This is a genomic window from Mesorhizobium sp. M1273 (assembly GCF_040318195.1).
Lineage (GTDB): Bacteria > Pseudomonadota > Alphaproteobacteria > Rhizobiales > Rhizobiaceae > Mesorhizobium.
Genome location: NZ_JAMYLV010000002.1, coordinates 1 through 20,799, shown reverse-complemented (window position 1 = coordinate 20,799; position 20,799 = coordinate 1). Strand labels below are relative to the sequence as shown.

At 59.7% G+C, this 20,799-nt stretch carries 19 protein-coding genes and 2 pseudogenes; 6 read left to right on the top strand and 15 right to left on the bottom strand.

The annotated features are described in order from the left end of the window. Positions 1-84: 84 nt before the first annotated feature. The 7 genes from NKH30_RS02575 to NKH30_RS02545 all read right to left on the bottom strand — a co-directional run bounded on the left by NKH30_RS02575 (position 85) and on the right by NKH30_RS02545 (position 7,940). Positions 85-942: a protein-L-isoaspartate O-methyltransferase family protein gene (locus tag NKH30_RS02575; protein ID WP_352994085.1), complete on the bottom strand. Its 858-nt coding sequence runs from the start codon at positions 940-942 to the stop codon at positions 85-87. A gap of 187 nt (positions 943-1,129) precedes the next feature. Next, entirely contained in the window at positions 1,130-2,761 is a 1,632-nt protein-coding gene (locus NKH30_RS02570) for an ABC transporter ATP-binding protein (RefSeq protein WP_352921388.1), read from the bottom strand. Continuing rightward, positions 2,751-3,635 (bottom strand): ABC transporter permease, encoded by an 885-nt coding sequence (locus NKH30_RS02565; protein ID WP_352874089.1) that lies wholly within the window; start codon positions 3,633-3,635, stop codon positions 2,751-2,753. The genes NKH30_RS02570 and NKH30_RS02565 overlap by 11 nt, the downstream gene beginning before the upstream one ends. Continuing rightward, a complete protein-coding gene (locus NKH30_RS02560) occupies positions 3,632-4,678 on the bottom strand; it encodes an ABC transporter permease (protein WP_352921390.1) in 1,047 nt (348 codons plus the stop codon). The genes NKH30_RS02565 and NKH30_RS02560 overlap by 4 nt, the downstream gene beginning before the upstream one ends. Positions 4,679-4,772: 94 nt before the next feature. After that, positions 4,773-6,380 (bottom strand): ABC transporter substrate-binding protein, encoded by a 1,608-nt coding sequence (locus NKH30_RS02555; protein WP_352994082.1) that lies wholly within the window; start codon positions 6,378-6,380, stop codon positions 4,773-4,775. Between the two features lie 112 nt (positions 6,381-6,492). Then, positions 6,493-6,846, bottom strand: coding sequence for a Rieske (2Fe-2S) protein (locus NKH30_RS02550; RefSeq protein WP_352770491.1), 354 nt, complete (start codon positions 6,844-6,846; stop codon positions 6,493-6,495). 11 nt (positions 6,847-6,857) lie between these two features. After that, positions 6,858-7,940: an amidohydrolase family protein gene (locus NKH30_RS02545; protein ID WP_352503721.1), complete on the bottom strand. Its 1,083-nt coding sequence runs from the start codon at positions 7,938-7,940 to the stop codon at positions 6,858-6,860. 133 nt (positions 7,941-8,073) lie between these two features. Between NKH30_RS02545 and NKH30_RS02540 the strand changes: the two genes are divergently transcribed. Both NKH30_RS02540 and NKH30_RS02535 read left to right on the top strand, forming a co-directional pair. After that, complete coding sequence (locus NKH30_RS02540; RefSeq protein WP_352503720.1) at positions 8,074-8,931, top strand: LysR family transcriptional regulator; 858 nt, start codon at positions 8,074-8,076, stop codon at positions 8,929-8,931. A gap of 91 nt (positions 8,932-9,022) precedes the next feature. Further along, positions 9,023-10,099 carry an FAD-binding oxidoreductase gene (locus NKH30_RS02535; RefSeq protein WP_352994079.1) on the top strand — a complete coding sequence of 359 codons (1,077 nt, stop codon included), beginning with the start codon at positions 9,023-9,025 and terminating at the stop codon, positions 10,097-10,099. 234 nt (positions 10,100-10,333) lie between these two features. On the opposite strand, the gene NKH30_RS02530 is transcribed toward NKH30_RS02535, so the two are convergent. From NKH30_RS02530 to NKH30_RS02515, 4 genes are all read right to left on the bottom strand, one after another. Further along, positions 10,334-11,479: a LacI family DNA-binding transcriptional regulator gene (locus tag NKH30_RS02530; RefSeq protein WP_352921396.1), complete on the bottom strand. Its 1,146-nt coding sequence runs from the start codon at positions 11,477-11,479 to the stop codon at positions 10,334-10,336. Between the two features lie 88 nt (positions 11,480-11,567). Continuing rightward, complete coding sequence (locus NKH30_RS02525; RefSeq protein WP_352994336.1) at positions 11,568-13,097, bottom strand: amino acid ABC transporter permease/ATP-binding protein; 1,530 nt, start codon at positions 13,095-13,097, stop codon at positions 11,568-11,570. A gap of 76 nt (positions 13,098-13,173) precedes the next feature. Continuing rightward, entirely contained in the window at positions 13,174-14,010 is an 837-nt protein-coding gene (locus tag NKH30_RS02520) for an ABC transporter substrate-binding protein (RefSeq protein ID WP_352449157.1), read from the bottom strand. Between the two features lie 179 nt (positions 14,011-14,189). Continuing rightward, entirely contained in the window at positions 14,190-15,026 is an 837-nt protein-coding gene (locus NKH30_RS02515) for a PfkB family carbohydrate kinase (RefSeq protein ID WP_352994076.1), read from the bottom strand. A 103-nt stretch (positions 15,027-15,129) separates the two neighbouring features. Here NKH30_RS02515 and NKH30_RS02510 point away from each other — a divergent pair, with 103 nt between their 5' ends. The 4 genes from NKH30_RS02510 to NKH30_RS02495 all read left to right on the top strand — a co-directional run bounded on the left by NKH30_RS02510 (position 15,130) and on the right by NKH30_RS02495 (position 18,471). Continuing rightward, positions 15,130-16,131 (top strand): SIS domain-containing protein, encoded by a 1,002-nt coding sequence (locus NKH30_RS02510; RefSeq protein ID WP_352474449.1) that lies wholly within the window; start codon positions 15,130-15,132, stop codon positions 16,129-16,131. Between the two features lie 64 nt (positions 16,132-16,195). After that, positions 16,196-17,323, top strand: a complete 1,128-nt coding sequence (locus NKH30_RS02505; protein ID WP_352994074.1) for an NAD(P)/FAD-dependent oxidoreductase — start codon at positions 16,196-16,198, stop codon at positions 17,321-17,323. Positions 17,324-17,792: 469 nt separating this feature from the next. Beyond that, positions 17,793-18,035: a type II toxin-antitoxin system Phd/YefM family antitoxin gene (locus NKH30_RS02500; protein ID WP_352467423.1), complete on the top strand. Its 243-nt coding sequence runs from the start codon at positions 17,793-17,795 to the stop codon at positions 18,033-18,035. Next, the gene (locus NKH30_RS02495; protein ID WP_352540699.1) at positions 18,016-18,471 is read left to right on the top strand and encodes a type II toxin-antitoxin system VapC family toxin; all 456 of its coding nucleotides are present in this window, start codon (positions 18,016-18,018) and stop codon (positions 18,469-18,471) included. The genes NKH30_RS02500 and NKH30_RS02495 overlap by 20 nt, the downstream gene beginning before the upstream one ends. Positions 18,472-18,611: 140 nt before the next feature. On the opposite strand, the pseudogene NKH30_RS02490 reads toward NKH30_RS02495, so the two are convergent. The 4 genes and pseudogenes from NKH30_RS02490 to NKH30_RS02475 all read right to left on the bottom strand — a co-directional run bounded on the left by NKH30_RS02490 (position 18,612) and on the right by NKH30_RS02475 (position 20,650). Then, a pseudogene (locus NKH30_RS02490) lies at positions 18,612-19,061 on the bottom strand (TA system VapC family ribonuclease toxin). Next, on the bottom strand, positions 19,058-19,285 hold the full coding sequence (locus tag NKH30_RS02485; protein ID WP_023679266.1) for a hypothetical protein: 228 nt from the start codon (positions 19,283-19,285) through the stop codon (positions 19,058-19,060). The pseudogene NKH30_RS02490 and the gene NKH30_RS02485 overlap by 4 nt, the downstream one beginning before the upstream one ends. Positions 19,286-19,418: 133 nt before the next feature. Next, positions 19,419-19,523 (bottom strand): annotated as a pseudogene (locus NKH30_RS02480) (EamA family transporter); the annotation flags it as partial. 101 nt (positions 19,524-19,624) lie between these two features. After that, positions 19,625-20,650 (bottom strand): zinc-binding alcohol dehydrogenase family protein, encoded by a 1,026-nt coding sequence (locus NKH30_RS02475; RefSeq protein ID WP_352994333.1) that lies wholly within the window; start codon positions 20,648-20,650, stop codon positions 19,625-19,627. Positions 20,651-20,799 lie beyond the last annotated feature (149 nt).

Sequence of the window (20,799 nt, the reverse complement as noted above, 5' to 3'; positions counted from 1 at the left end):
TCGGACTGCTCCCGCCGGCATAGATCGCTCGTGGAAAGCCGTGCCGCACGCTACGACGGTGACACGCAAGATCGACATTGATCTCTAGGCTTTCGAAATCCAGTATGTGTCGGTCACCAACCAAGCGTTCTCGATGCCATTTTTCGGTCGCCCTCGGTGATATTGCGCGAGACGGGTGACCTTGCCTCGCGCAGCCTTGAGGGCGACCATCAAGGCCTTTTCTTCGTCAGTGCGCCTGGCTCCGCTGCAGGGGTAAAATCCGCATGGCACAAGTGATCGTACGGGAAACGTATCGCCAGCCCTTTCCAGAAGCATCATGAAACCTCGTCGGTCTTCACCCGTGAACGGCAATGCCATCCGGCCAGCGTCGGACAAATTTGAAAGCCACCGTTCCGGCACGTGCGTCACTCCGGCAAAGGCGATCACGACATCGAGGTCTGGCAGATCAATTGCCTGCGTTGCATCACCGCACGTCGCTTCGACATGCGCATATTGAGCAAGATTGCCTTGCGCGCGACGAGCTAGTTGTTCGTCGATCTCATATGCAATCACGCGTCCTTCAGAACCCGTCAGTTCAGCGAGGACGGCGGTGAAATAGCCGACACCGGCGCCCACCTGAAGGACGGTCTGGCCGGGAGTGATGTTCAGATGGTCGAAAACCAATGCCCAAAGCGACGGCAAGCCGCTGTTCAGTCCGCGTTTTTCGTCAAGCAAGACCAGAACGTCGTGGTAGATCTCATGAAGTGCGGCTGAAGGGCTGGTATGGACCGCCCCGATTTGCAGTCTCGAATGGATACGCCATGGCCCGTCGCCAAGGTAGTGTTCGCGCGGAACCCTTGCAAAGGCCTCGATGACCGCAGGATTGTGCAAGACAGGTGATGCGACACGCAGGTCTTCGGCAAACCACCGGCGCGCTACACTAGCATCGATTTCTGTTGGCATAGAGTATCGGCTCCCGGATTGCGCGTACTCCATCATGCTCTCAGAAAACCGAGTGACGGCAAAGGGCGCCTATCCTCGTATGGACGGGGCGACGCGCGCTGTCCGTTTGCGACCGAGCGCGGTCTCGCCGAGCGCCTTCCGCGAGACTGTAAACCGTGGCGATATGGAAGAACACTCTGCCCGACGATCACATCGTCCGGCTGGCGAGCAGCCTTGTGAGCCAATCCGGATCCATTTCCGGCACGGAGGACAGAAGCCGTTCGGTATAGGGGGCATGCGGCGGCGTGAGAATTTCGCTCTTTAATCCCTGCTCAACGACTTTACCCTGGTGCATGACCACAATTTCGTCGGCGATCGCCCGCACGGTGGCAATGTCATGGGTGATGAAAATGTAGGTCATGCCGAGCTCGCGCTGAAGCCGGATCAAGAGCTTCAGGATTTCCTCTTGCACAATCTGGTCGAGCGCGGACGTGATTTCGTCGCAGATTATCAGCTCCGGATCGGCGGCCAACGCCCGGGCGATGCAAACGCGCTGCTTCTGGCCTCCCGACAGTTCGGCCGGCAGACGATCCAGGTAAGTTTCGCTCATCTCGACCATGTGCATGAGTTCGCCGATCCGCCGATCCCGTTGTGCACCCTTGAGGCCAAGGTAGAATTCAAGCGGACGAGCTATAACTTCTTCGACCGTCTGGCGCGGATTTAGGGCGTTGTCGGGCATTTGATAAATCATCTGTATGCGTCGCAGGATCTCTTTTGGGCGCAACTTCACGGTCTTGGAAAGGGCCTGGCCGGCAAAGGAAATCGACCCCGAAAGCGGGGGCAGCAGGCCGGTAACGACGCGAGCGAGCGTCGATTTGCCGGAACCGGACTCGCCGACCACAGCCACTGTTCTTCCGCGTGGAACTTTGATCGAGACATCCTGGAGCACCTTAACCGCCCGGCCGTAGGCCGCGGTGACGTTGTCTATCGTAAGCAAATATTCATCGGCCGGAACTTCGGGCTTGGCGAGCTTGCGCACGGCCCAGAGCGTCTTGGTATATTCCTGGGTGGGCGAGGCGAGCATCTGGCGCGTTTCTGCCTCCTCCACGGTTAGTCCATGGCGCAAAACCATGATGCGGTCCGCCATTTGCGCCACCACCGCCAGATCATGCGTCACATAGATTGCAGCGGTGTTGAACTCCTCCACGATGTTGCGAATGGAGGCGAGAACTTCGACCTGCGTTGTCACATCGAGCGCCGTCGTTGGCTCGTCGAAGACGATGAGGTCCGGACGGCAAGCCATCGCCATCGCGGTCATCGCCCGTTGCAATTGTCCGCCGGAAACCTGGTGAGGATAGCGAAAGCCAATGGTCTCCGGATCTGGAAGCTGAAGACGCCGATAAAGATCGACCGCACTCCGGTTCGCTTTCTCTCGGCTGGCAATCCCATGCGCCACCACGGTTTCGACAGTCTGATCGAGGAGTCGATGGGCCGGATTGAAAGAGGCCGCCGCGCTTTGCGCGACATAGGCGATACGGGAGCCTCTGAGGCGACGCCGCCCTGTTTCGCTTAGTGCCAGAAGATTGATCCCGTCGAACAGGATCGAGCCCTGTGTAATACGGCAGCCCGGCTTGGCGTAACCCATCGCCGCGAGGCCAATGGTGGATTTGCCGGCGCCTGACTCGCCGATCAGGCCAAGAACATCCCCCCGCTTCAGCGCCAGATCGACCCCGCGGACAATGGGATACCACCGCTCGTCCGAGAAACCCTCCACATGCAGATTGCGGATCTGAAGCAGATCCTTGCCTTTTTCGCGCAATCCGGGAGCGCTATTTTTCATCCCGCAACCCGCTTGTTGCATTCAGGAACCAGTCCACGACGAAATTCACAGAGACCGTGAGGAGGGCAATCGCGCCGGCCGGCAGCAGCGGCGTGACGTCGCCGTAGGTGATCAGGGTCGCATTCTCGCGCACCATCGATCCCCAATCGGCGGTCGGTGGCTGAATACCGACCCCCAGGAAGGACAGTGCCGCGATCGTGAGGAATACGAAGCAAAATCGCAAGCCGAACTCCGCGACCAGCGGCGGCATCACGTTGGGAAGGATTTCCTTGGCGATGATCCATTTCGGGCCTTCGCCGCGCAATCGCGCCACTTCGACATAGTCCATTACCGCCACGTTAAGCCCGACGGCGCGTGCGAGCCGAAAGACACGGGTAGAATCGAGCAGCGCAATGATGATTATCAGGCTTGTGATCGACGAGCCGAAGATCGAAAGCAGCACCAGGGCGAAGATAAGGCTTGGGATCGACATCAAGACGTCCACCGCACGCGACAGTATCTGGTCGAGCCATCCTCTATACAACGCGGCAAGAAGGCCTAGCGAGACGCCGACTGCGAAGGACAGCAATGTAGTCGCGACGGCTATACCGATGGTGTTGCGCGCACCGTAAATCAAGCGTGTGAGCATATCGCGGCCGAGCTGGTCGGTTCCCAATTTGAACTGCTTGCTCCACGGTGCGAAGGCCTCGCTGAAGACCTGTGTTTCGCCGTATGGGGCGATCCAGTGCGCGAAGACCGCAACGACGACATAGCCAATGATCACGAGGATGCCGAACCAGGCACTGAAGGGTGCCTTCCTCAGCGCCGTTTTGGCCCGGGTGGCGCGCGAGCGCCTCAGCCTGTGAACCTGCGCGATGGGTTCGTAGCTGGTCATCGTGGATGCAAGAGCCTGGGATTGGTGGCGATGGAAATGATGTCGGCGGTCAGATTAAGGAGGATATAGGTCGCCGCGAAAATCAAGGCGCAAGCCTGGACAACCGGAACATCCCTTGATTTGACCGCGTCGACCATCAGCTGACCGATGCCGGGATAGACGAACACCACTTCGACGACGACCACTCCGACGACGAGATAAGCAAGATTGAAGGCCACCACCGTGACGATCGGAGCCCATGCGTTGGGCAAGGCATGCCTGAGTACGATGGCCATCGGCGAGACTCCCTTGAGACGCGCCATGTCGATATAGGGGCTTGCAAGCATGTTGATGATCGCCGCTCGTGTCATGCGCATCATGTGTGCGACGATGACGAGCGTAAGCGTGGTCGCCGGCAAGGCTACTCTCCAGACCTGATCCCAGAACGGCGTCTGGTCGTTCACGTTCGATAATGTCGGGAACTTGGGAACTGCGTTAAGTATCCAGTTCAGTGACACTGCAAGCCAGTGCGGCAGGGATTGTGCGAACTCGGAGCCGATGAATGTGTCGCGCGAGATGACCAGGTAGGCAAGCATATAGGCGACGAAGAACTCCGGGAACGAAATGGTTGTCAGCGTCACTGCGTTGACCACCCGGTCGAACCAGCCATTGCGGTGGAGCGCAGCGAGGATGCCCAGTCCCAAGGCGAGCGGAACTGCGATCAGCGCGGTCATCGATGCGAGGAACATCGTATTGTAAAGGCGCGGCGCGATGATCTCGGCGACGGTGCGCCGATATCCGGTGCGGCTTGCGAACGAAGAGCCGAAATCCCCGTGGAGCATCTGCCCGACCCAGACGAAATAACGCTCGACAGGCGGACGGTCGATGCCAATTTCTCGCTGGAAGGCGGCGACCGTTTCGGGTGTCGCGGATTGTCCGAGCATCGCCTTGGCGAAGTCGCCCGGCAGCATTGCAATCGCAGAGAAGATAATGATGGAGACGATGAACAGCGTGACCAGGCCGAGGCCAAGGCGCTGCAGAACCGTTCTTGCGACCGGGTTCATTTGCTCGCGTTTCCCGTTGCCGTCGCTGCCCTGCCGGCAGGGCACGCGGCTGCAAGCCGAAGCCCGGTAGCCATCGCGGGTCCGGCCCGCTCTCTCACGCAGTGGCGATCCACCAGCGTTCGGCCATCTTCAGTCCGTCGTTCTCCCAGTTCGGCGCCACTTCGCCATGTGCGAGCTTATTGGATTTGGCGCTGACGAAGTTGTTGAAGACCAGCACGATGCTGCCGCCATCATCATGCGTCAGTTGCTGCATCTCGGCATACATTGCCGCCCGCTTGGCCTCATCCGTCTCGGCGCGCGCCTGGACAAGCAACTCGTTGAAGCGGGGATTTTTCCAGAACGACTCGTTCCAGCTGGAATCGGCGGCGAAGGCTTGCGTGAACATCCAGTCGGCCGTCGCGCGACCGCTCCAATAGGAAGCGCACCAAGGTTTCTTGAGCCAGACATTGTCCCAATAGGCGTCCTCGGCCTCGCGCACGACGTTTACGTCGATGCTGCACTGGGCGGCCGTCTCGCGGATGAGCGCAGCCGCGTCCACAGCGCCTGCAAAAGCGGCATCCGCAACCGAGAGGTCCACTTTCAGTTTTTCCATCCCGGCCTTTTTCAGATAATGCTTGGCTTTCTCCGGATCGAAACTGTGCTGCGGCTGCGGATTGGTGGCGAATTTAATCGCCGGCGCGATCGGGTTGTCATTGGCCACGGTGGCGTGACCGAGAAAGATCTTGTCGACGATCTCCTGACGGTTGATCGCCCATTTCAAGGCCATTCGGACGTCCGCATTGTCGAACGGCGCCATCGTGACATTCATCGGCAACGTATAATGGCCATAGCCGGTGACCTCGACGATCTCCACCTTGGGGTTGCGTTTCAACATGCCGAGGGTCTTGAGGTCGGCGCGGCCGATATAGTCTACCTCCCCTGTCGATAACGCGGCCATGCGAGCGGCGAGATCGGTAATGGCGATGAACTCCACCTCGTCGAGATAGGGCTTGCCGTTCTTGAAGTAGTTCGGATTGCGCTTGAGCTTGGCCGAAACGCCGGGCTGGAAATTCTCGAGCACGAAAGCACCGGTGCGAACGCCTGATCCCCAATCCGCCTTGCCGTCCTTGGCCGGCATGATGACCAGATGGTAGTCACTCATGATGTAGGGGAAGTCGGCGTTGCCGCTTTTCAGCGTGAAGACAACCGTTTCGGGGCCATCCGCCTTAATGCTGGCGACGGGCTCAAGCAGCGGCTTCGCCGCCGACTTAGTTTCGTCGCCCATATGATAGCGAAGCGAAGTCACGACATCGTCCGCCGTCACATTCTTGCCGTTGTGGAAGGTTGCGCCCTTGCGAAGCTTGAAGACCCAGGTTTTGGCGCCATCGGACGATTCAAAGCTCTCGGCAAGGTCCGGTTGGACGTTGCCTTTGGCGTCGACCTCGGTGAGGCTGTTGGACATCGAGCCCGAGAACGCTGTCTGTGTGAAGGTGTCCGGGTAGCCGGCCGGATCGATCGAATCCGTCGTCGCGCCATGTGCCATTCCGAGCTTGGCGAAGCCGCCCTGCAGCGGTTCGGCCCGGGCCGTGCTGACGAAGAGCTTATCCGCAGCGGTGACCGTCAGCCCAGCGGCCAGCCCAAGCTGAATGAAGTCGCGACGGGAAATCTTGCCGCGACCGATCAGGCTTTGAGCGATACCAAGCTTGTATCCAGATTCTGACATTTGACTCTCCCATTGCGGATTTTCCGCGTTATTGTTCGTGCCGCACCCTGTGAAGAAATCTGCCCGTTAGCCGCGATCACCCTTTCTGCTACTTTTCGAATCCGTACCTCAATCAGGCCGTCACATAGATGCTGCCCGCCTCGACCGTTACTGGAAATGTGCGCGCGCGAACGGACGGATCGACCAGGGCCGCGCCCGATTTGATATCAAATTCCCAGCCATGCCAGGCGCAGCGCACGATCTCGTTTTGGCGGTGATAGATGAACTGCGCCTCTTCGACCGGTGCAGTTGTTCCACATTGCGGCCCCTCGCAAAGGGGAGCGCCGCGGTGTGGACAAACATTCAGCAGCGCGTGGAATGAATCTCCGATGCGAAAAACGCCGACCGAAAGGCTGCGGATCTTGGCGATGAAGGGAGATCCGGTTTCGATCTCTTCGACTCTACAGATGTATGTCTTCTCGGGCATCGTCTGCTTCCTCAGGCAGCATTCGCCGCTTGCGCGCGCGGGATGCGCTTGTAAACCTCCAGCGCATTCAGCCCCATGATCTTGCTCTTCCAGGCAGGAGGGATTTGCAGCGTGTTGGCATCGTCATAGTCCCAATGGGGGTAGTCGGAGGCAAACATCAGCGTATTTTCGCCGTCCATCGCCTCGAGAGTGGACCAGAGATGCTGAATATTTGCGGGCTGCTCCAGCGGCTGCGTGGAAAAGCGGATGTTGCGCCGGCAATATTCGGACGGCAGCATCTTTAGCCATGGCGTCTCCTTGCGTAGGGCTTTGTAGTCGGCGTCCAGGCGCCACAATACCGATGGCACCCAGGCGACGCCGCATTCGATGACCACGAAGTAGAGGTCCGGCCATTTTTCGAAGACGCCATGCGCAATCATGCTTGCGACATGCGAAATGGCCGACATGTGCAGGATGGCATGGGTCTCCCAGAAGAATGTCGTCGGGGCCGGAGCAATCGCGGTCGAATTCACGCCGCCATGGCCGCCCAGATGAATGGCAAAGGGCAGCCCCACCTCGGCGCAAGCCTCATAAATTGGATGGTAAAACGGATCGCCATAGGGCTTGACGGAGCCTTGCGAAGCGAGAACCTGAACCATGCGCGGGTGATTGCCCAGACGGCGTATCTCGGCGGCCGCGAGCTTCGGATCCTGTGGCGCGACGATGATCGAGCCCATGAAGCGATCGTCCTTCGGCAGCCATTGGTCGATCTGATAGTCATTGTAGGCGCTGACGAGGGCGCTGGCATAATAGGGATTGGCGAGGGTGGAAGCCTCGATCGGCTCATCGCCGGTCAGGATCGCCACGTCGACCTTGTACTTGTCGAGGTGTTTTTCCTTCATGATGAGATAGTTGTCGGCTTCTGTTTTCGGACGGACGTCCTTGCGTGAGAAGTCCTGCGGATGAAACCAGGGACGATGGCCATGCGGGAAGGCGCCAACGGGACCTGTCTTCTCGCCTTCAACGAACATGTCCTTCCATAGGCCGGAAAGGTAAGGCTCCAATACAGTCGCGCTCGACCAGTAATTGTGACAATCGCAGTCGACTATGAACACGTTGCTCAGCTCCGTAGCTTCAGCCTGGACGATCTGCCGGCCGATTTCACCGCGTGCAGCTTCCGCCTTGAGTATTGTTTGATCAAGCTTATGATCCTGCGCAATATGATCGACTTTTTCGATCGGAGGTCATGTGCAGCTAGATCACATCGAAACCTTTCTCGACATCATCGAGTCGCGAAATTTCAATCGTACCGCCGACCGGCTGGGGTTGACCCAGTCGACGATCAGCACCCGCATCAAGAATCTGGAGAGCGCGATCGGGTCCGAGCTCTTTCTGCGCGGGCGCGCCGGCGCTGAGCCGACAGCCGCCGGGCGGCGGTTCGAAGCCTATGCCAGATCCTTGCTGTCGACGTGGTCGCAAGCTCGACACGATGTGCGAGCGTTCAACCGTTTCGAGGGCACGTTGCGCATCGCCGCACAGGTGGGGATGACCCGTTCGGTCCTGCCGGGATGGGTCGAGACACTGTGCCAGGCGCTTCCAAAATCCTCGATCCATGTCGAGTCGGACTATTCGAACCAGATGGTCAGCGACCTAAGCATGGGAAATCTCGATATTGCCGTGCTTTATGCGCCTCGCTACCTGCCTGAGATCGCCTACGAGCATCTGATGGTCGAGGAATATGTGATGGTTTCGACGGCTGCCAGAACGCTGTCCGATGTCGACCCTGAAACCTACATTCGCCCAGGCTACACCGCGGTGCTGGAAAAGACGCACGCAGAGCTGCTGGCCGAGCTTGCGATCTGCCGGCTTTCGACGGGATCGGAAACTCTGGCGGAGATCATGCTGCGACGAACGGGCGGCACCTGCTACATGCGCAGCGACGATGCGCGCCGGTTCACGGCCGAGCTCCCATCGTTCCTCGTCGAGGGAGCGCCGACGCTGCACCAGCCAGTCCACACCGCGATCCTTGCGCGCCGCAAACACGAACCCATTATTCGCAAGGGCATCCGAGCTCTCCAGGTGGCTGTAATGTCCCTGGAAGTTTAATCGAAATTACCGATCATAAAGGTAGGATTGCGCGGCTGTTCAGCGGGTTTTGAAGTGGCATCTTGGCTCGACTTCAAACCCGAGTTGAATAATGAACGCACACGCGGCCTTAGGAGCCCCCGGCTTCGCCCCAACAAAGCTTCACCGGCAGTGGGCACAGACCACGCCGCAGCTTGTGCTCTGCCGACGCGTGATCGACGAGACGCACGATGTGAAAACGTTCGTTCTCACACCCGCTTCAGATCGGATGTTCTGCTTCAGCGCTGGCCAATATGTTGTGGTGCACCTGAGGATCGAGGGCGCCGCGGTGACACGCTCCTACTCTGTTTCATCACCGCCGACGCGACCGCTCGACCTGCAGATCACCGTGAAACGGACGCCGGGCGGGCTCGTTTCGAATTGGCTCCATGACAATTTGAAGCCGGGCGATGGGATCGAGATCGAAGGGCCGCTCGGCTCGTTCAATCTCGACGATCTGCCGCATGCAAAGTCCCTTTTCCTTTCAGGTGGCAGCGGGATAACTCCCGTCATGTCGATGCTGCGGGCATTTACCGACCGCGCAGCAAACCAGGATATCCACTTCATTCATAGTGCGAGAACGCCGGACGACATCATTTTTCGGCTCGAACTGGACGCACTTGCCGCTCGCTTTCCCAATGTTCATGTGACTTGCATTTGCAGTCATGGAGACCCGGCCTGGACGGGTCCAACCGGGCGAATTAACAGTGAGATGCTCCTGACTTTGGTTCCCGATCTCCATAGCCGCACGATTTTTGCCTGTGGGCCGGAATCCTACATGAAGGCTGCACGCAGTTGCCTCGATGCAATCGGGCTCGCCCCTTCACAGTATCATGAGGAGAGCTTCGGGGGCGGCAACATTTCGCGTTCGCTATCGGATTCAAAGGTTTCGTCTTCGGTCCGCTTCGCCCGCTCCGGCCTTGCATATCATTGCGCGCCCGGAGAGACCCTGCTGGAAGCGGCGCGCCAATGTGGCGTCTATGTCCCAACCGCTTGCCAGCAGGGAGTTTGCGGTACGTGCCGGATCGCCAAGCTGTCTGGCGAAGTCGTCATGGATGACCTAGGCGGACTGACCTTGGAGGATAAATCGGCAGGCTACATCCTGGCGTGCTGCAGCCGCCCACAAGGCGACATTTTGCTTGATCTATAATTGTACCCATCGCGGAACGAAATCGGGCAGCCTTTGCGTTCAACGACCAAGCCATACTACTGCGACCGCACGTGATTAGGTCTCGGAACCCGGATGGGCTCGCCCGATTTCTGGCGCAGCTCACGCTGGGCATCGCAAGCGACGAAAGTCCTACCCAGCAATACGCTTGAGCTATCATTCAGCCGTTGCATGGGATCGACCTCGACACAAAGAGGCGCGGCAATTTGGCTCCAGCTACACCGTCGCGGCCGGATCAGGGGCGTTGCGGTTGAGATGAACCGCAATCGAATTACGGTTCACCAGGCGAGCCGCGAGGACACGGTGTTCAAACGGTGCGGTGTCGCCAGCCAGCCTCTTCAAGAGAAGCTCGGCTGCCGTCGCCCCGATCAGATGCGCCGGCTGCGCGATGGCTGTGATACCTTGGGCCACGAACTGCATCCAGTCGAGATCGTCGAAGCAAAGCAGCGAAACCTCTCCCGGAATCGCAAGCTTCAGTGCGGATGTCGCCTCCAGAACGCCTGTCGACATCACACCGTCGGCGGTAAACAGGGCGGACGGCGCATTGCGCATTGTCAGCAGATCGAGTGCCTCCTTTCGGGCTGCCTCGCTGGAATAGACCGCCACGCGGCGGATCAACTGTGGATCCGGCGAAATGCCCGCAGCGCGATGGGCTTCGAGATAACCCAACAACCGTTGCCAGCTTGGATGATGGTAGCGAACGTCGGAGCTGGAGAGATCAGCGTTTGTCACAAAGGAACCAACATCATCGCGTTGGTCCGGCCCGAGTTCCGCCAATATTCCGATGCGGCTGTGTCCGGCGGCGATGACCGCCGCTATGCTGCTACGCGTTACAGAAACGTTATCGACCACGACCGAATCGGTTTCCATGCCCGCCACGATGCGGTCGAACTGCACGACGGGACAGCCGGCCGCGACTGCGTCACGAAGATGATCCGGCTTGTCCAAGAAGGTCGATGAGACGACTAAACCATCGACCTGCTTTTCCAACAGCAGCTGCACCGCCTCTCGCTCGAGTTCGGCATTTTCGTCACTATTCGTAACGATAACCCCGAAGCCGCCACGGCGCGCGACGTCCCCTATTCCGCGCAGCACGCTTGCATAGAATGGGCTTTCGATGTCGCCTACGACAACGCCGATAGTCTGGGTCTTACCGGTGATCAGACCTTTGGCCAGGCGATTGGGCCGATAACCCAGCGCAGATGCCGCGGCGCGCACCTTCTCCTGGACCTCAGGGCTGCTGTACCCGTAGTCACCAAGCACGCGCCCAGCCGTGGCAGAGCTCACTCCAGCCCGGCGAGCGACTTCGATGATAGTTGCGTTTTTGGATCTTTGAGTCACCCAGCAAGTCCCGCCGACCATGCAACGTCGTGGCGACGAACTAGCGGCAGTTAGGCACGCCCCGCAAGGCCGAACACCGCAGAACCCGCCGCTGCGCACACCATTTGAATCACAGCACCTCCGACAGAAAGCGTCGAAGACGCGGGCTCTGCGGATTGTCGAATAGGTCTTCTGGCCGGCCTGCCTCGACGATCCGCCCCTCGTCCATGAACACGACCTGGTTCGCGACCTTGCGAGCGAAATTCATCTCGTGTGTAACGACCACCATCGTCATCCCGCCCCGCCCGAGGTCGGCCATCAAGTTCAGGACACCTTTGACCAATTCTGGATCGAGGGCGCTGGTGACTTCGTCGAACAGCATAATTTCGGGTTCGAGGGCGAGCGCACGCGCGATGGCCACCCGCTGCTGTTGCCCGCCCGAGAGATTGGCCGGCCGATGGTCCTTACGCTCCAGCAGTCCGACTTCATGCAGCCTCACCAAGGCCACACTCTCAGCCTCCTCGCGCGACATGCGTTTAACTTTGCGCAGCGCCAAGGTGATGTTGGCGAGCGCGCTACGGTCGGGGAACAGATTGAACTGCTGGAAAACCATGCCCACGCGCCGCCGGAGTTGGTCAGGGGTCTGCTTGTAGATGCTTTCGCCGTCGAGCAGAATGTCACCGGCTCGGCATTCTACGAGACGGTTGAGGCAGCGCAGCAAGGTCGACTTGCCCGATCCGGACGGACCGATGAGGCAGGTGACGGTCCCGGGCTCCACTTTCAGACCGACGTCATGCAGCACCTGGACGGCGCCGTAGGCCATGTCGATATTTTTGACCTCGATGCCGCCACCCTTGAAGCGTGTGAGCGCTGCTGCAGGCAACGTCGCTGCTCCCGGCACGACGGCTTCGGCAAGCTCGGCGACCTCCTTGAGGCCACTCTGCACGGCGGTTATTCGTTTGCCGACGCGCATGCGCGCGTCGATGTAGTTGACGAGATGGGTCAGCGGCACCGTGATCACGAGATAGAACACTCCGGCCAGCAATAGCGGCGACAAGTTGCCGGTCAGCACAGCCTGGTCCTGGCCGACGCGGAACAGTTCGCGTTCGGAGGCGAGCAGACCAAGGAAATAGACCAGGCTGGAGTCTTTGACATTGCCGATGAACTGGTTGACCAGTGCAGGCAGGACGCGACGGATGCCTTGCGGGATCACCACCAGGCGCATGCCTTGGCCATACGTCATACCGAGAGTGCGCGTGGCGTCGATCTGACCCCGCTCGACGCTCTGAATGCCGGCGCGGAAAATCTCTCCGATATAGGCTCCGGCGATCAGGCTGAGCGCCAGAATGCCCAGCGGATAAGGCGATGGACCGAACAGATCTCGGCCCAACCGCGCGAAGCCTTGGCCAATGATCAGGATCGTGACAATGGCAGGAAGCCCGCGGAAGATATCGGTGTAGACTCGGGCAAGGAGTTTCAGCGGCCGGTTCTCTGAAATCCCCATGACTGCGAGGACGATACCGATCAGCGTCCCGAAAAACGTCGAGGCAAGGGCCAGGATCAAAGTGTTCTTGAGGCCGACCATCACCATGTTTGGCAGAACTTCTGCCATCGCCTGGAAATCAAGGAAGCTTCGGGCGAAGGTATCGAACCAGCTCATATCAAGTCCATCTATAACTCGGCCGGGCACCGTTGCTGACGGGCCCGGCCGGAAACGAAAATGAATACGCGCGAATTTACTTCTTGGGCAGATATTGATCCGGCATCGGAGTGCCCGGGAACCATTTCTCATGCAGCCGTTTCCAGGTGCCATCGTCCATGGCCTCGCGCAGCGCCTTGTTGAGCGCCTCGCGGAAGGCATCGTTGCCTTTCTTGACCACGAACCCGGCCGGCGCATCGAAGGACGGCACGTTCATTGTTATCTTCAGGTTCTTATAGCGCTCCACATACTGCTTGGCGGACTCATAGTCAGTGAAATGGCCATCAATCGTCCCGTTATTCAGCGCCGCCACCGCAGTGTTGTTGTCGGGAAATTTGACAATGTCGCCCTTGAGGTTCTTCTCGGCATAGATTTCCTGCAGCGTTCCCTGGATCACGCCGATGCGCTTTCCGGCGGTGCTCTCATTGCTCGTCAGTGCCGGATCCGCGGAAATGATCGACAGGTAGCCGGCGAGATAGCCGTCGCCAAAATCCACCGTCTTCTTGCGCTGCGCCGTTGTGCCGATGGCGGCGACAGCGACATCGAAGCGGCCGTTGGCAACGGAGGGCAGCAGCGCCGAGAATTCCTGGCCGGTGAAAACGACCTGCTCCTCCTTGAACCCGAGCCGGCGCGCCACATCACGGAAGAGTTCGGCGTCGAAGCCGGTGAAGTTGCCGTTGGCATCGGTGAAGACATAGGGTTTCGCATCGCCCATGGTTCCGACGCTGATCACCGTCGGGTCGATGAGGTTATAAGGGTTGTCCGCCGCGTTTGCTTGAGTTGACGAGGCCAACGTGCCAAGTCCTGTCAACAGCGCGATCGTCAGCGCCAGACCGGATTTCAAAAGTAGGCGCCTGCTCGAATTCGTGTGCATGTCTTCTCCTCTTACGATTGGCCGAACTCGGCCTTGCGATCCCACTCGACGTCTCATCTATCAAAACGCTCTTGGACGGCGTTCGGCCAGGAAGGTGAGAACGTTATCATTTTCTCTAGCATTGTCCATTTCTCGCGTCAATTGTTTCGGAGAATTTCGCAGCTAGATGGTTTCCAGTGTTAAGCGTGGGGGATCTTCGGCGTCATCTTTCCTAAGTCGATTGCTGTCGCATGGCCGATTGCCCCGTAGTACCGGCAGGTAGCAGCCGCCGCGTCCGCGGCATGGCCGAGGATGTCTTGAGGCGCCTCCTTCTTAAGCAGGCCGAACAGCGTTCTTGCGATGAAGGTGTCGCCCGCGCCCAGGGTGTCGACGGGTTTGACCAACCGCGCCGGGGTTCGGTAAGAGACGGTGTCGCCGTGAAGCACCGCGCCGGCTCGACCACGAGTCACAAGAACCCACTTTGAACCACATGCAAGCAATTCGGCCGCGATTGCGGCCAATTCCTTCTCGTCGAGACCGTCACCCGAGACACAAGCCAGATAGCAATAGGGTCCAATCTCGCGTCGATGTCCCGGTTCCCGTCGCGTGGAAAAATCATAAGACAACAGTGACTTACTTGATACAGCGGCAACCCACGGGTCCAAACCGCTGGACTGGCCGATGTGGACGGCCTGAAAGCCCGAGAGAAAATCCAGATCTTCTTGCGTCGGCGTAAACACCGAAACTCCGAGATCGAAGTCCAGGAAAATCCGATCGGCGTTGCGGTGACCTATGAGGCAGTAAGCGGTCGGTCCCTCGAGACGCCGTAATCGGGTGATGTCCACGCGCTCCGACGCCAGTGCAGTGCAGATAAGGTCCCCTGCCCGGTCTTTGCCGATCGCTCCGACATAGGCCGATCGCCCGCCGAAGCGGCTGACATAAACCGAGACATTGAGGCAATTTCCACCAGGATACATCTCGTCGCGAGCAAGATAACAATCGACCACGTTATCGCCTATCGCGGCAATCTTGACCATTGCAGGACTTTCAGTTTAAAGGGTGTGATAACGTTCGCATAATGGCCGCCCACCTGTCAATTGTGGGCCCGCCCCTAGCTCTGCCAACGAGACGAGGACGCTCATGATTTCCGCCCTGCCCTCCGACGTGGAACGCGCCCTGACCGCTACGGCGGGCACGCAGTTTTCGCACCTATTCCTCGTGGCGTGCGGCGGTTCGCTCTCGATCATGATGGCAGGCAAATACTTCGTCGACCGTCACAGCGGCACATTCGCCTGCGACATCTACAACGCGGATGAGTTCGTCTGCCGAGACCCGCGACGGTTGGGACCTGACGCGCTCGTTGTCCTTTGCTCGCAGACCGGCACCACCCGCGAAACTGTGCGAGCGGCCAATCATGCAAAGGATCGAGGCGCAACGACAATCGGCATGACGCTCGACCAGATATCGCCCCTCGCGCTGGCGGTCGACCACGCAGTCGCCTACCAGGCCTCCTACACGACGGGCAAAGCAATCGATTCAGCCTGCAGCAACTACGGCGTGCTCTATATGTTGCTCGCCGGCCTGATCGATGCTCGGGAGGATGCCGGGCTAACTGCCGATCTGCTGACGAGCCTGAGCCATCTTCAGCCGGCGATCGAGCGTGCGCACCGGACCTATGCCGACCGGTTTCAGGCCTTCGCCCCCCGTTTCGCGCCGCGCAATGCGATCTACACACTGGCCAGCGGTGCCAGCTATGGTGCGGCCTATTCGTACGCCATCTGCGTGTTGATGGAGATGCAGTGGTACGATTCGCAGGCCATACACGCCAACGAGTTCTTTCACGGCCCATTTGAGGTGGTCGACCGGGATACTTGCTTCGTGGTCTTGCTGGGTTTGGACGAAACGCGGAGCCTTCCCGAACGCGCCCGAGACTTCCTTTTCAAGTACGGCAGCCGGGAAAACGTCCTGGTGCTCGATGGAGCGGAACTCGACCTCAGCGGTATGTCCGAACACATCAAACCCTATCTCGTGCCCTTGGTGTTCTTCGACACGCTTTGGCGTTTTGCCTACGAGCTGGCCGCCCTGCGCGGCCGTCCAATGCTTGAGGGCCGGCGCTACATGAAGAAGCTCACCGACTATTAATTCCGCCGCGCTCTGCAGCCATCCAACAACTCCCAGCCCGGCTTCTGCGAAGAAGGATTTCTCTATGACCGCATCACCAAAGCCGCGCCATGTCGTTGTTATCGGCGCGGGCATCTTCGGCATCTCTTCCGCATTGCACCTTGCTCGTCTTGGCCTTGATGTAACGGTTGTCAACGACGGCGCGCCAGCCAACGGTGCATCCGGCCGTTCACTTTCCTGGCTGAACTCAGCGCGACGTGCGGACACTGCCTACCACCGCTTGAGGCTTGCAGGCATCGACCGTTATCGGACCCTGGCCGCCACAAGGCCGGAAACGGGATCGTGGCTTCGCTTTGACGGCGGCCTCACCTGGGATGCGGATGACGAGACGAACCAGATCGCGTCCGTCTGCCAGCTGGAGCAGGATATTGGTTATGACGCGCTTCTGCTCGGCCCTGCCGAAGTCGGTGCAGTGGTGCCCGGCGTCAACGCGAGCGCAATTACCGCCCAGGGTGCCATCTTCAATCCCGGCGAAGGATGGGTTGACCTGCCGTCTTTGATCAGTCTGCTGCTCAATGAGTTCCGCTCCAGCGGCGGCAAGTTTGTTCGGGACGCTGGACGCGTCCGGATAGATGCCACAGGTGGTCGCGCGCGTGGCGTCGTCACTGCCGACGGTGTGCCGGTAAAGGCGGATGCAGTGGTCCTTGCGGTCGGGCCAGCGACGCCTATCATGCTCGCAGAGATCGGAGTTCGTGTCCCCGACGCCACGCCAATTTCACTTCTCTTGAAGACCAAGCCGATCAAGACCGAGCTCCGTGCCGTGCTGAATACGCCCCGCGTGGCGGTTCGCCCGACGCCGGATGGCGCACTTGTTTTGGATTCGGCGTGGTCGGAGGAAGAAGTCGTGGTCAACTCTGACGGAACCTACACCGTGCACGACAAGACCGTCAAAGGACTGCTCGAGGAGGCTAGTGCGGTGCTCGAGGGCAATCCGCGGCTCCAACTCGCTGCCTATGCAGTTGGCCCGAAGCCCATCCCCGGCGACGGCGAGCCAGTGCTTGGCTCCGTCGAGACCGTTGCCGGACTTCACGTCGCCTTCAGCCACAGCGGCGCCACGCTTGGATTGATCGTCGGCGAATTGCTTGCCAAAGAAATCGCCTCTGGCAATCCGCATCCCATGCTTGCAACGTTCCGCCCGAATCGTTTCAGCTGAAAGGGCAATTTGGGGCAAGGCCGAACTGTCCAGATGGGTCGCGAGCCTGGGGAAGAGATGGGTGGCAGGATCGCGGTGATCAGGGTCGTGCTACGGCAACAGAGACGGCGAGAGGTCGGCGCTGCGCGTCCAAGCGCGAACGCCCGAAGAGGAATGCCCCGCAAACTATGGTCAGATAGCCACTCGCGATCCACTGGAGTGCGCTAACCGCGACAAAGTTGCGCAAGCTTCCGCCCGCAAAATCAGACACTGCGCATAATCAGAAGCCGTTGCTCCAGAACGATTTCACCTTGTCAAAAGACGGCCCGCCTTGCGGCGTGCGAGGGGTCGGCAATGACTTGACCAAGCCTTGACCAAGGGGCAGGATTGCGCCTATCGTCGCGTGCAAGAGCGATTGTCGAGCAATCCACACTCAGCTCGGCAATGAACACGGCTCACCACGTTGACCCGACGCGCGCAAGGACAGGAAATGACCATCACGGTGAAAGTTGGCGAGGCCAAAACGCATCTCTCGGAACTGCTTTCAAGGGTAGAAGCCGGCGAGGAGGTGATTATTTCGCGCGGCAATGATCCCATCGCTAAACTGTCGCGGATTCAACGCCGCAACGATGTCGAAGCCGTGATCGAAGAGATCAGCGCTGCCCGCGCCCGCGCCAAGCCCGTGACGCAGGACGAAATTCGGGCCTGGCGCGATGAAGGGCGCCGCGCTTGATGGCGATCATCGTCTGATGCCTTTCGTTGTCGACCTTTCCGTGGCGGCTGCCTGGATTCTTCCTGATGAAGACAGCGAGGCGGCGGCCGCCCTGATGCGACGATTGCCGGGAGCAACCGCGCCTGTCCCTTCCCTGTTCTGGCACGAGGCGCGTAACGTCGTATTGATGGCCGAGCGGCGTGGCCGCATCGCGGCGGGCGAAGCTGCCACCACCATGGCACGGCTGCGCCGATTGCCGCTGGAGGACGCCGGCGGCGGGTCGGACGGCGCAGTGCTGACATTAGCGGCTTCGCACGGGCTCAGCGCCTATGACGCCGCCTATCTGGCGCTGGCAATCGAAACCGAGTTGCCGCTGGCCACCCTCGATCGGAAGCTCGCACTTGCCGCACGCCGCCAGGGAGTCCAAATTCTCGGGCCGCTCGCGAATGGCAATTGACCTCTTCGCTCGGCCACCTGCCTATGTTATTCGACGTGCAGAAGTCTTTGACGCTCTCGATTCCGTGCTGCCTCTGGACCACCGCGACTTTCTCGCCGAAGAAACCCGAGAAGATTAAGGTAGACCGCACCGAAGAGTCTCTACCTTGTTGGAATCAGATGCAGTGCAGACTTCCCGCCCTTCACGGCCGCCGCTGACAGCTTGTGACAGCTTGCGGTCAAAGCTGGCAAGTTGGCCGCCGCGCGCCTTGGCAAGCGCGAGAAGGTAGGTAGCCGTCACCTGCGCCGAGGTCAGGATTTTGGCTGCATCAATGTCGCCGGAGCCAACCAGGCTCACATCGTCGGGCCAGAAGCTGTGCCCGTGCAGGGTCCGCAACTTGGTAACGATTCGCGCAACAACAGCTGGTGAGCCGGGACAATTGGGATATCTTTGGTTGCCGACGATGCGCAGGACGCCGTTTTCGGTGACGGGACACGTAGCCCATGCGGAGTTTACCGGTCTCTTCGAACCAGCCATGCGCGTTCGTCATGGGCGACGTGGCCAGGATCTATCAGTGCGATCAGCACATTGACATCGAGCAGGAGCGTCACGGCAGTTCGTCTCGCAAGGCATTGACCGTCTCAAGCGTGACAGGAGGTGCATCCGGCCGAGGCGACAGTAGAGGAATCCCGTTGCGCTCGCCGCCGGCTTGAGGCCGACGCAGCGAGCGCCGGGCGAGATCGGTGATGACCTCGCCGAGGCTGCGATCCTGCTGCCGGGCGATGGCCTTGGCTGCAACCAGGACATCGTCATCGATCGCCAGTGTGGTTCTCATGTTGCCCTGCTTGGTGCGCATCAAACATCACGCATCATATAGAATAGCGACGTCGGATACTCAACCGGTGCGAATAGCCGGCGGACTTGGCGTGGAACGCGTTTTGTGCCGGAAGGATTGTCGCTTCACGGCTTCAACCTTTGTATGCGACGAGAACTGCGCCCGCTGCTGCAATCAGTGAAACGCCAAGCCAGTTCGGCAGGGACAATTGTTCACTGAGGAAACCCACTCCGAATACTGTGTCAAGCGCGCCGCTTAGCCTGGCGTCACCGAGCAACTCCCCCTCCCATAATGCGGCATCAGGGCTGCGGTCACATATCTTGATTGTGTTTGCTGACGTCAGCCAGCTCCAGCCACGTCGACAACAGCCTTGATTAGACCGGACTTCTGCTGCGCCCAGATCGCAATATCGCGTGGGCTGTCTCGCAGGGTAGTGCGATGGGTAACGAGTCGGTCGATTGGTATTTTTCCAGCGCGGATCGAGGCAATGACGTGCTGGAAATCGCTACGCGTCGCGTTGCGACTGCCGATCAGCATCATTTCCCGCTTGTGGAACTCTGGATCTGAGAAGGTTATGTCGTCCGGCACGACGCTGACCATCACCATGACGCCGCCATGGGCAACATAGGCAAAGGCAGCCTGCATCGAACGGCTGTTCCCCGTGGCGTCGAAGACGACGTCGAAACCTGCTCCCGCAGTTCGCTCCGCTATCGTTTCGACGATCGATCCCTTCGACCCGTCGATCACCAGGAAGCCCAATTGTCTTGCGGCAAAGGCCAGCCGCTCGGCATCGACGTCCATGACGGTCACGTTGAGTTGCGCTATGCGCGCAAAAAGCGCGGTGCCAAGGCCGATCGGCCCGGCGCCGATAACCAAGGTGCGAATGCCCGGCCCCGCCATGGATCTGCGCACCGCGTGAGCACCGATGGCCAGAAACTCGACCGTGGCAGCCTCGACCGGTGACAGGCCGGCCGCTGCTATCAAGTTCTGCGCCGGCACGAGAATCTGCTCGCTCATGGCACCGTCACGGTGCACGCCAAGCACCTCGATCGACATGCAGCAGTTCGGCTTTCCCTGGCGGCAGGCGGCACAATTTCCGCAGGCAAAATAGGGGTTGACGAGGATTTGCTCTCCAACCGACAGGTCCACCGGCGCGTTGATTGCCGCGATTGTTCCCGAAACCTCATGGCCCATGACGCGCGGATAGGCGAGATAAGGATGCCTGCCCTCGAAGATGTGGTAGTCGGTTCCACATATCCCGACATAGGCGACATTGATCAGTACCCAGCCTTCGGGCGGAGTGCCTGGTGCCTGCTGCTCCTCAAACACCAGCCTGCCCGGCTCAGCGCATCGCACGACTTTGATGGTGGGGCCCATGACTATAATTCACCCCCTTGCTAAGCTGGAGTCCGGCAACAGGAAGTGGGGGGGGGGGGGGGGGGGGGGGGGGCCCGCCCCCCCCCCCCCCACCGCCGCCTGCCTTTCGCCTCGCCGCGAAACATAATCGTGAAAAC

What these genes read in the sequence shown, in the direction of transcription:
- NKH30_RS02535 (WP_352994079.1), top strand. Translation starts at nt 9,023, where the DNA reads ATGAACGCACACGCGGCCTTAGGAGCCCCCGGCTTCGCCCCAACAAAG.
- NKH30_RS02570 (WP_352921388.1), bottom strand. Translation starts at nt 2,761, where the DNA reads ATGAAAAATAGCGCTCCCGGATTGCGCGAAAAAGGCAAGGATCTGCTT.
- NKH30_RS02520 (WP_352449157.1), bottom strand. Translation starts at nt 14,010, where the DNA reads ATGCACACGAATTCGAGCAGGCGCCTACTTTTGAAATCCGGTCTGGCG.
- NKH30_RS02515 (WP_352994076.1), bottom strand. Translation starts at nt 15,026, where the DNA reads ATGGTCAAGATTGCCGCGATAGGCGATAACGTGGTCGATTGTTATCTT.
- NKH30_RS02550 (WP_352770491.1), bottom strand. Translation starts at nt 6,846, where the DNA reads ATGCCCGAGAAGACATACATCTGTAGAGTCGAAGAGATCGAAACCGGA.
- NKH30_RS02500 (WP_352467423.1), top strand. Translation starts at nt 17,793, where the DNA reads ATGACCATCACGGTGAAAGTTGGCGAGGCCAAAACGCATCTCTCGGAA.
- NKH30_RS02525 (WP_352994336.1), bottom strand. Translation starts at nt 13,097, where the DNA reads ATGAGCTGGTTCGATACCTTCGCCCGAAGCTTCCTTGATTTCCAGGCG.
- NKH30_RS02485 (WP_023679266.1), bottom strand. Translation starts at nt 19,285, where the DNA reads ATGAGAACCACACTGGCGATCGATGACGATGTCCTGGTTGCAGCCAAG.
- NKH30_RS02575 (WP_352994085.1), bottom strand. Translation starts at nt 942, where the DNA reads ATGCCAACAGAAATCGATGCTAGTGTAGCGCGCCGGTGGTTTGCCGAA.
- NKH30_RS02495 (WP_352540699.1), top strand. Translation starts at nt 18,016, where the DNA reads ATGAAGGGCGCCGCGCTTGATGGCGATCATCGTCTGATGCCTTTCGTT.
- NKH30_RS02510 (WP_352474449.1), top strand. Translation starts at nt 15,130, where the DNA reads ATGATTTCCGCCCTGCCCTCCGACGTGGAACGCGCCCTGACCGCTACG.
- NKH30_RS02530 (WP_352921396.1), bottom strand. Translation starts at nt 11,479, where the DNA reads ATGGTCGGCGGGACTTGCTGGGTGACTCAAAGATCCAAAAACGCAACT.
- NKH30_RS02505 (WP_352994074.1), top strand. Translation starts at nt 16,196, where the DNA reads ATGACCGCATCACCAAAGCCGCGCCATGTCGTTGTTATCGGCGCGGGC.
- NKH30_RS02555 (WP_352994082.1), bottom strand. Translation starts at nt 6,380, where the DNA reads ATGTCAGAATCTGGATACAAGCTTGGTATCGCTCAAAGCCTGATCGGT.
- NKH30_RS02565 (WP_352874089.1), bottom strand. Translation starts at nt 3,635, where the DNA reads ATGACCAGCTACGAACCCATCGCGCAGGTTCACAGGCTGAGGCGCTCG.
- NKH30_RS02560 (WP_352921390.1), bottom strand. Translation starts at nt 4,678, where the DNA reads ATGAACCCGGTCGCAAGAACGGTTCTGCAGCGCCTTGGCCTCGGCCTG.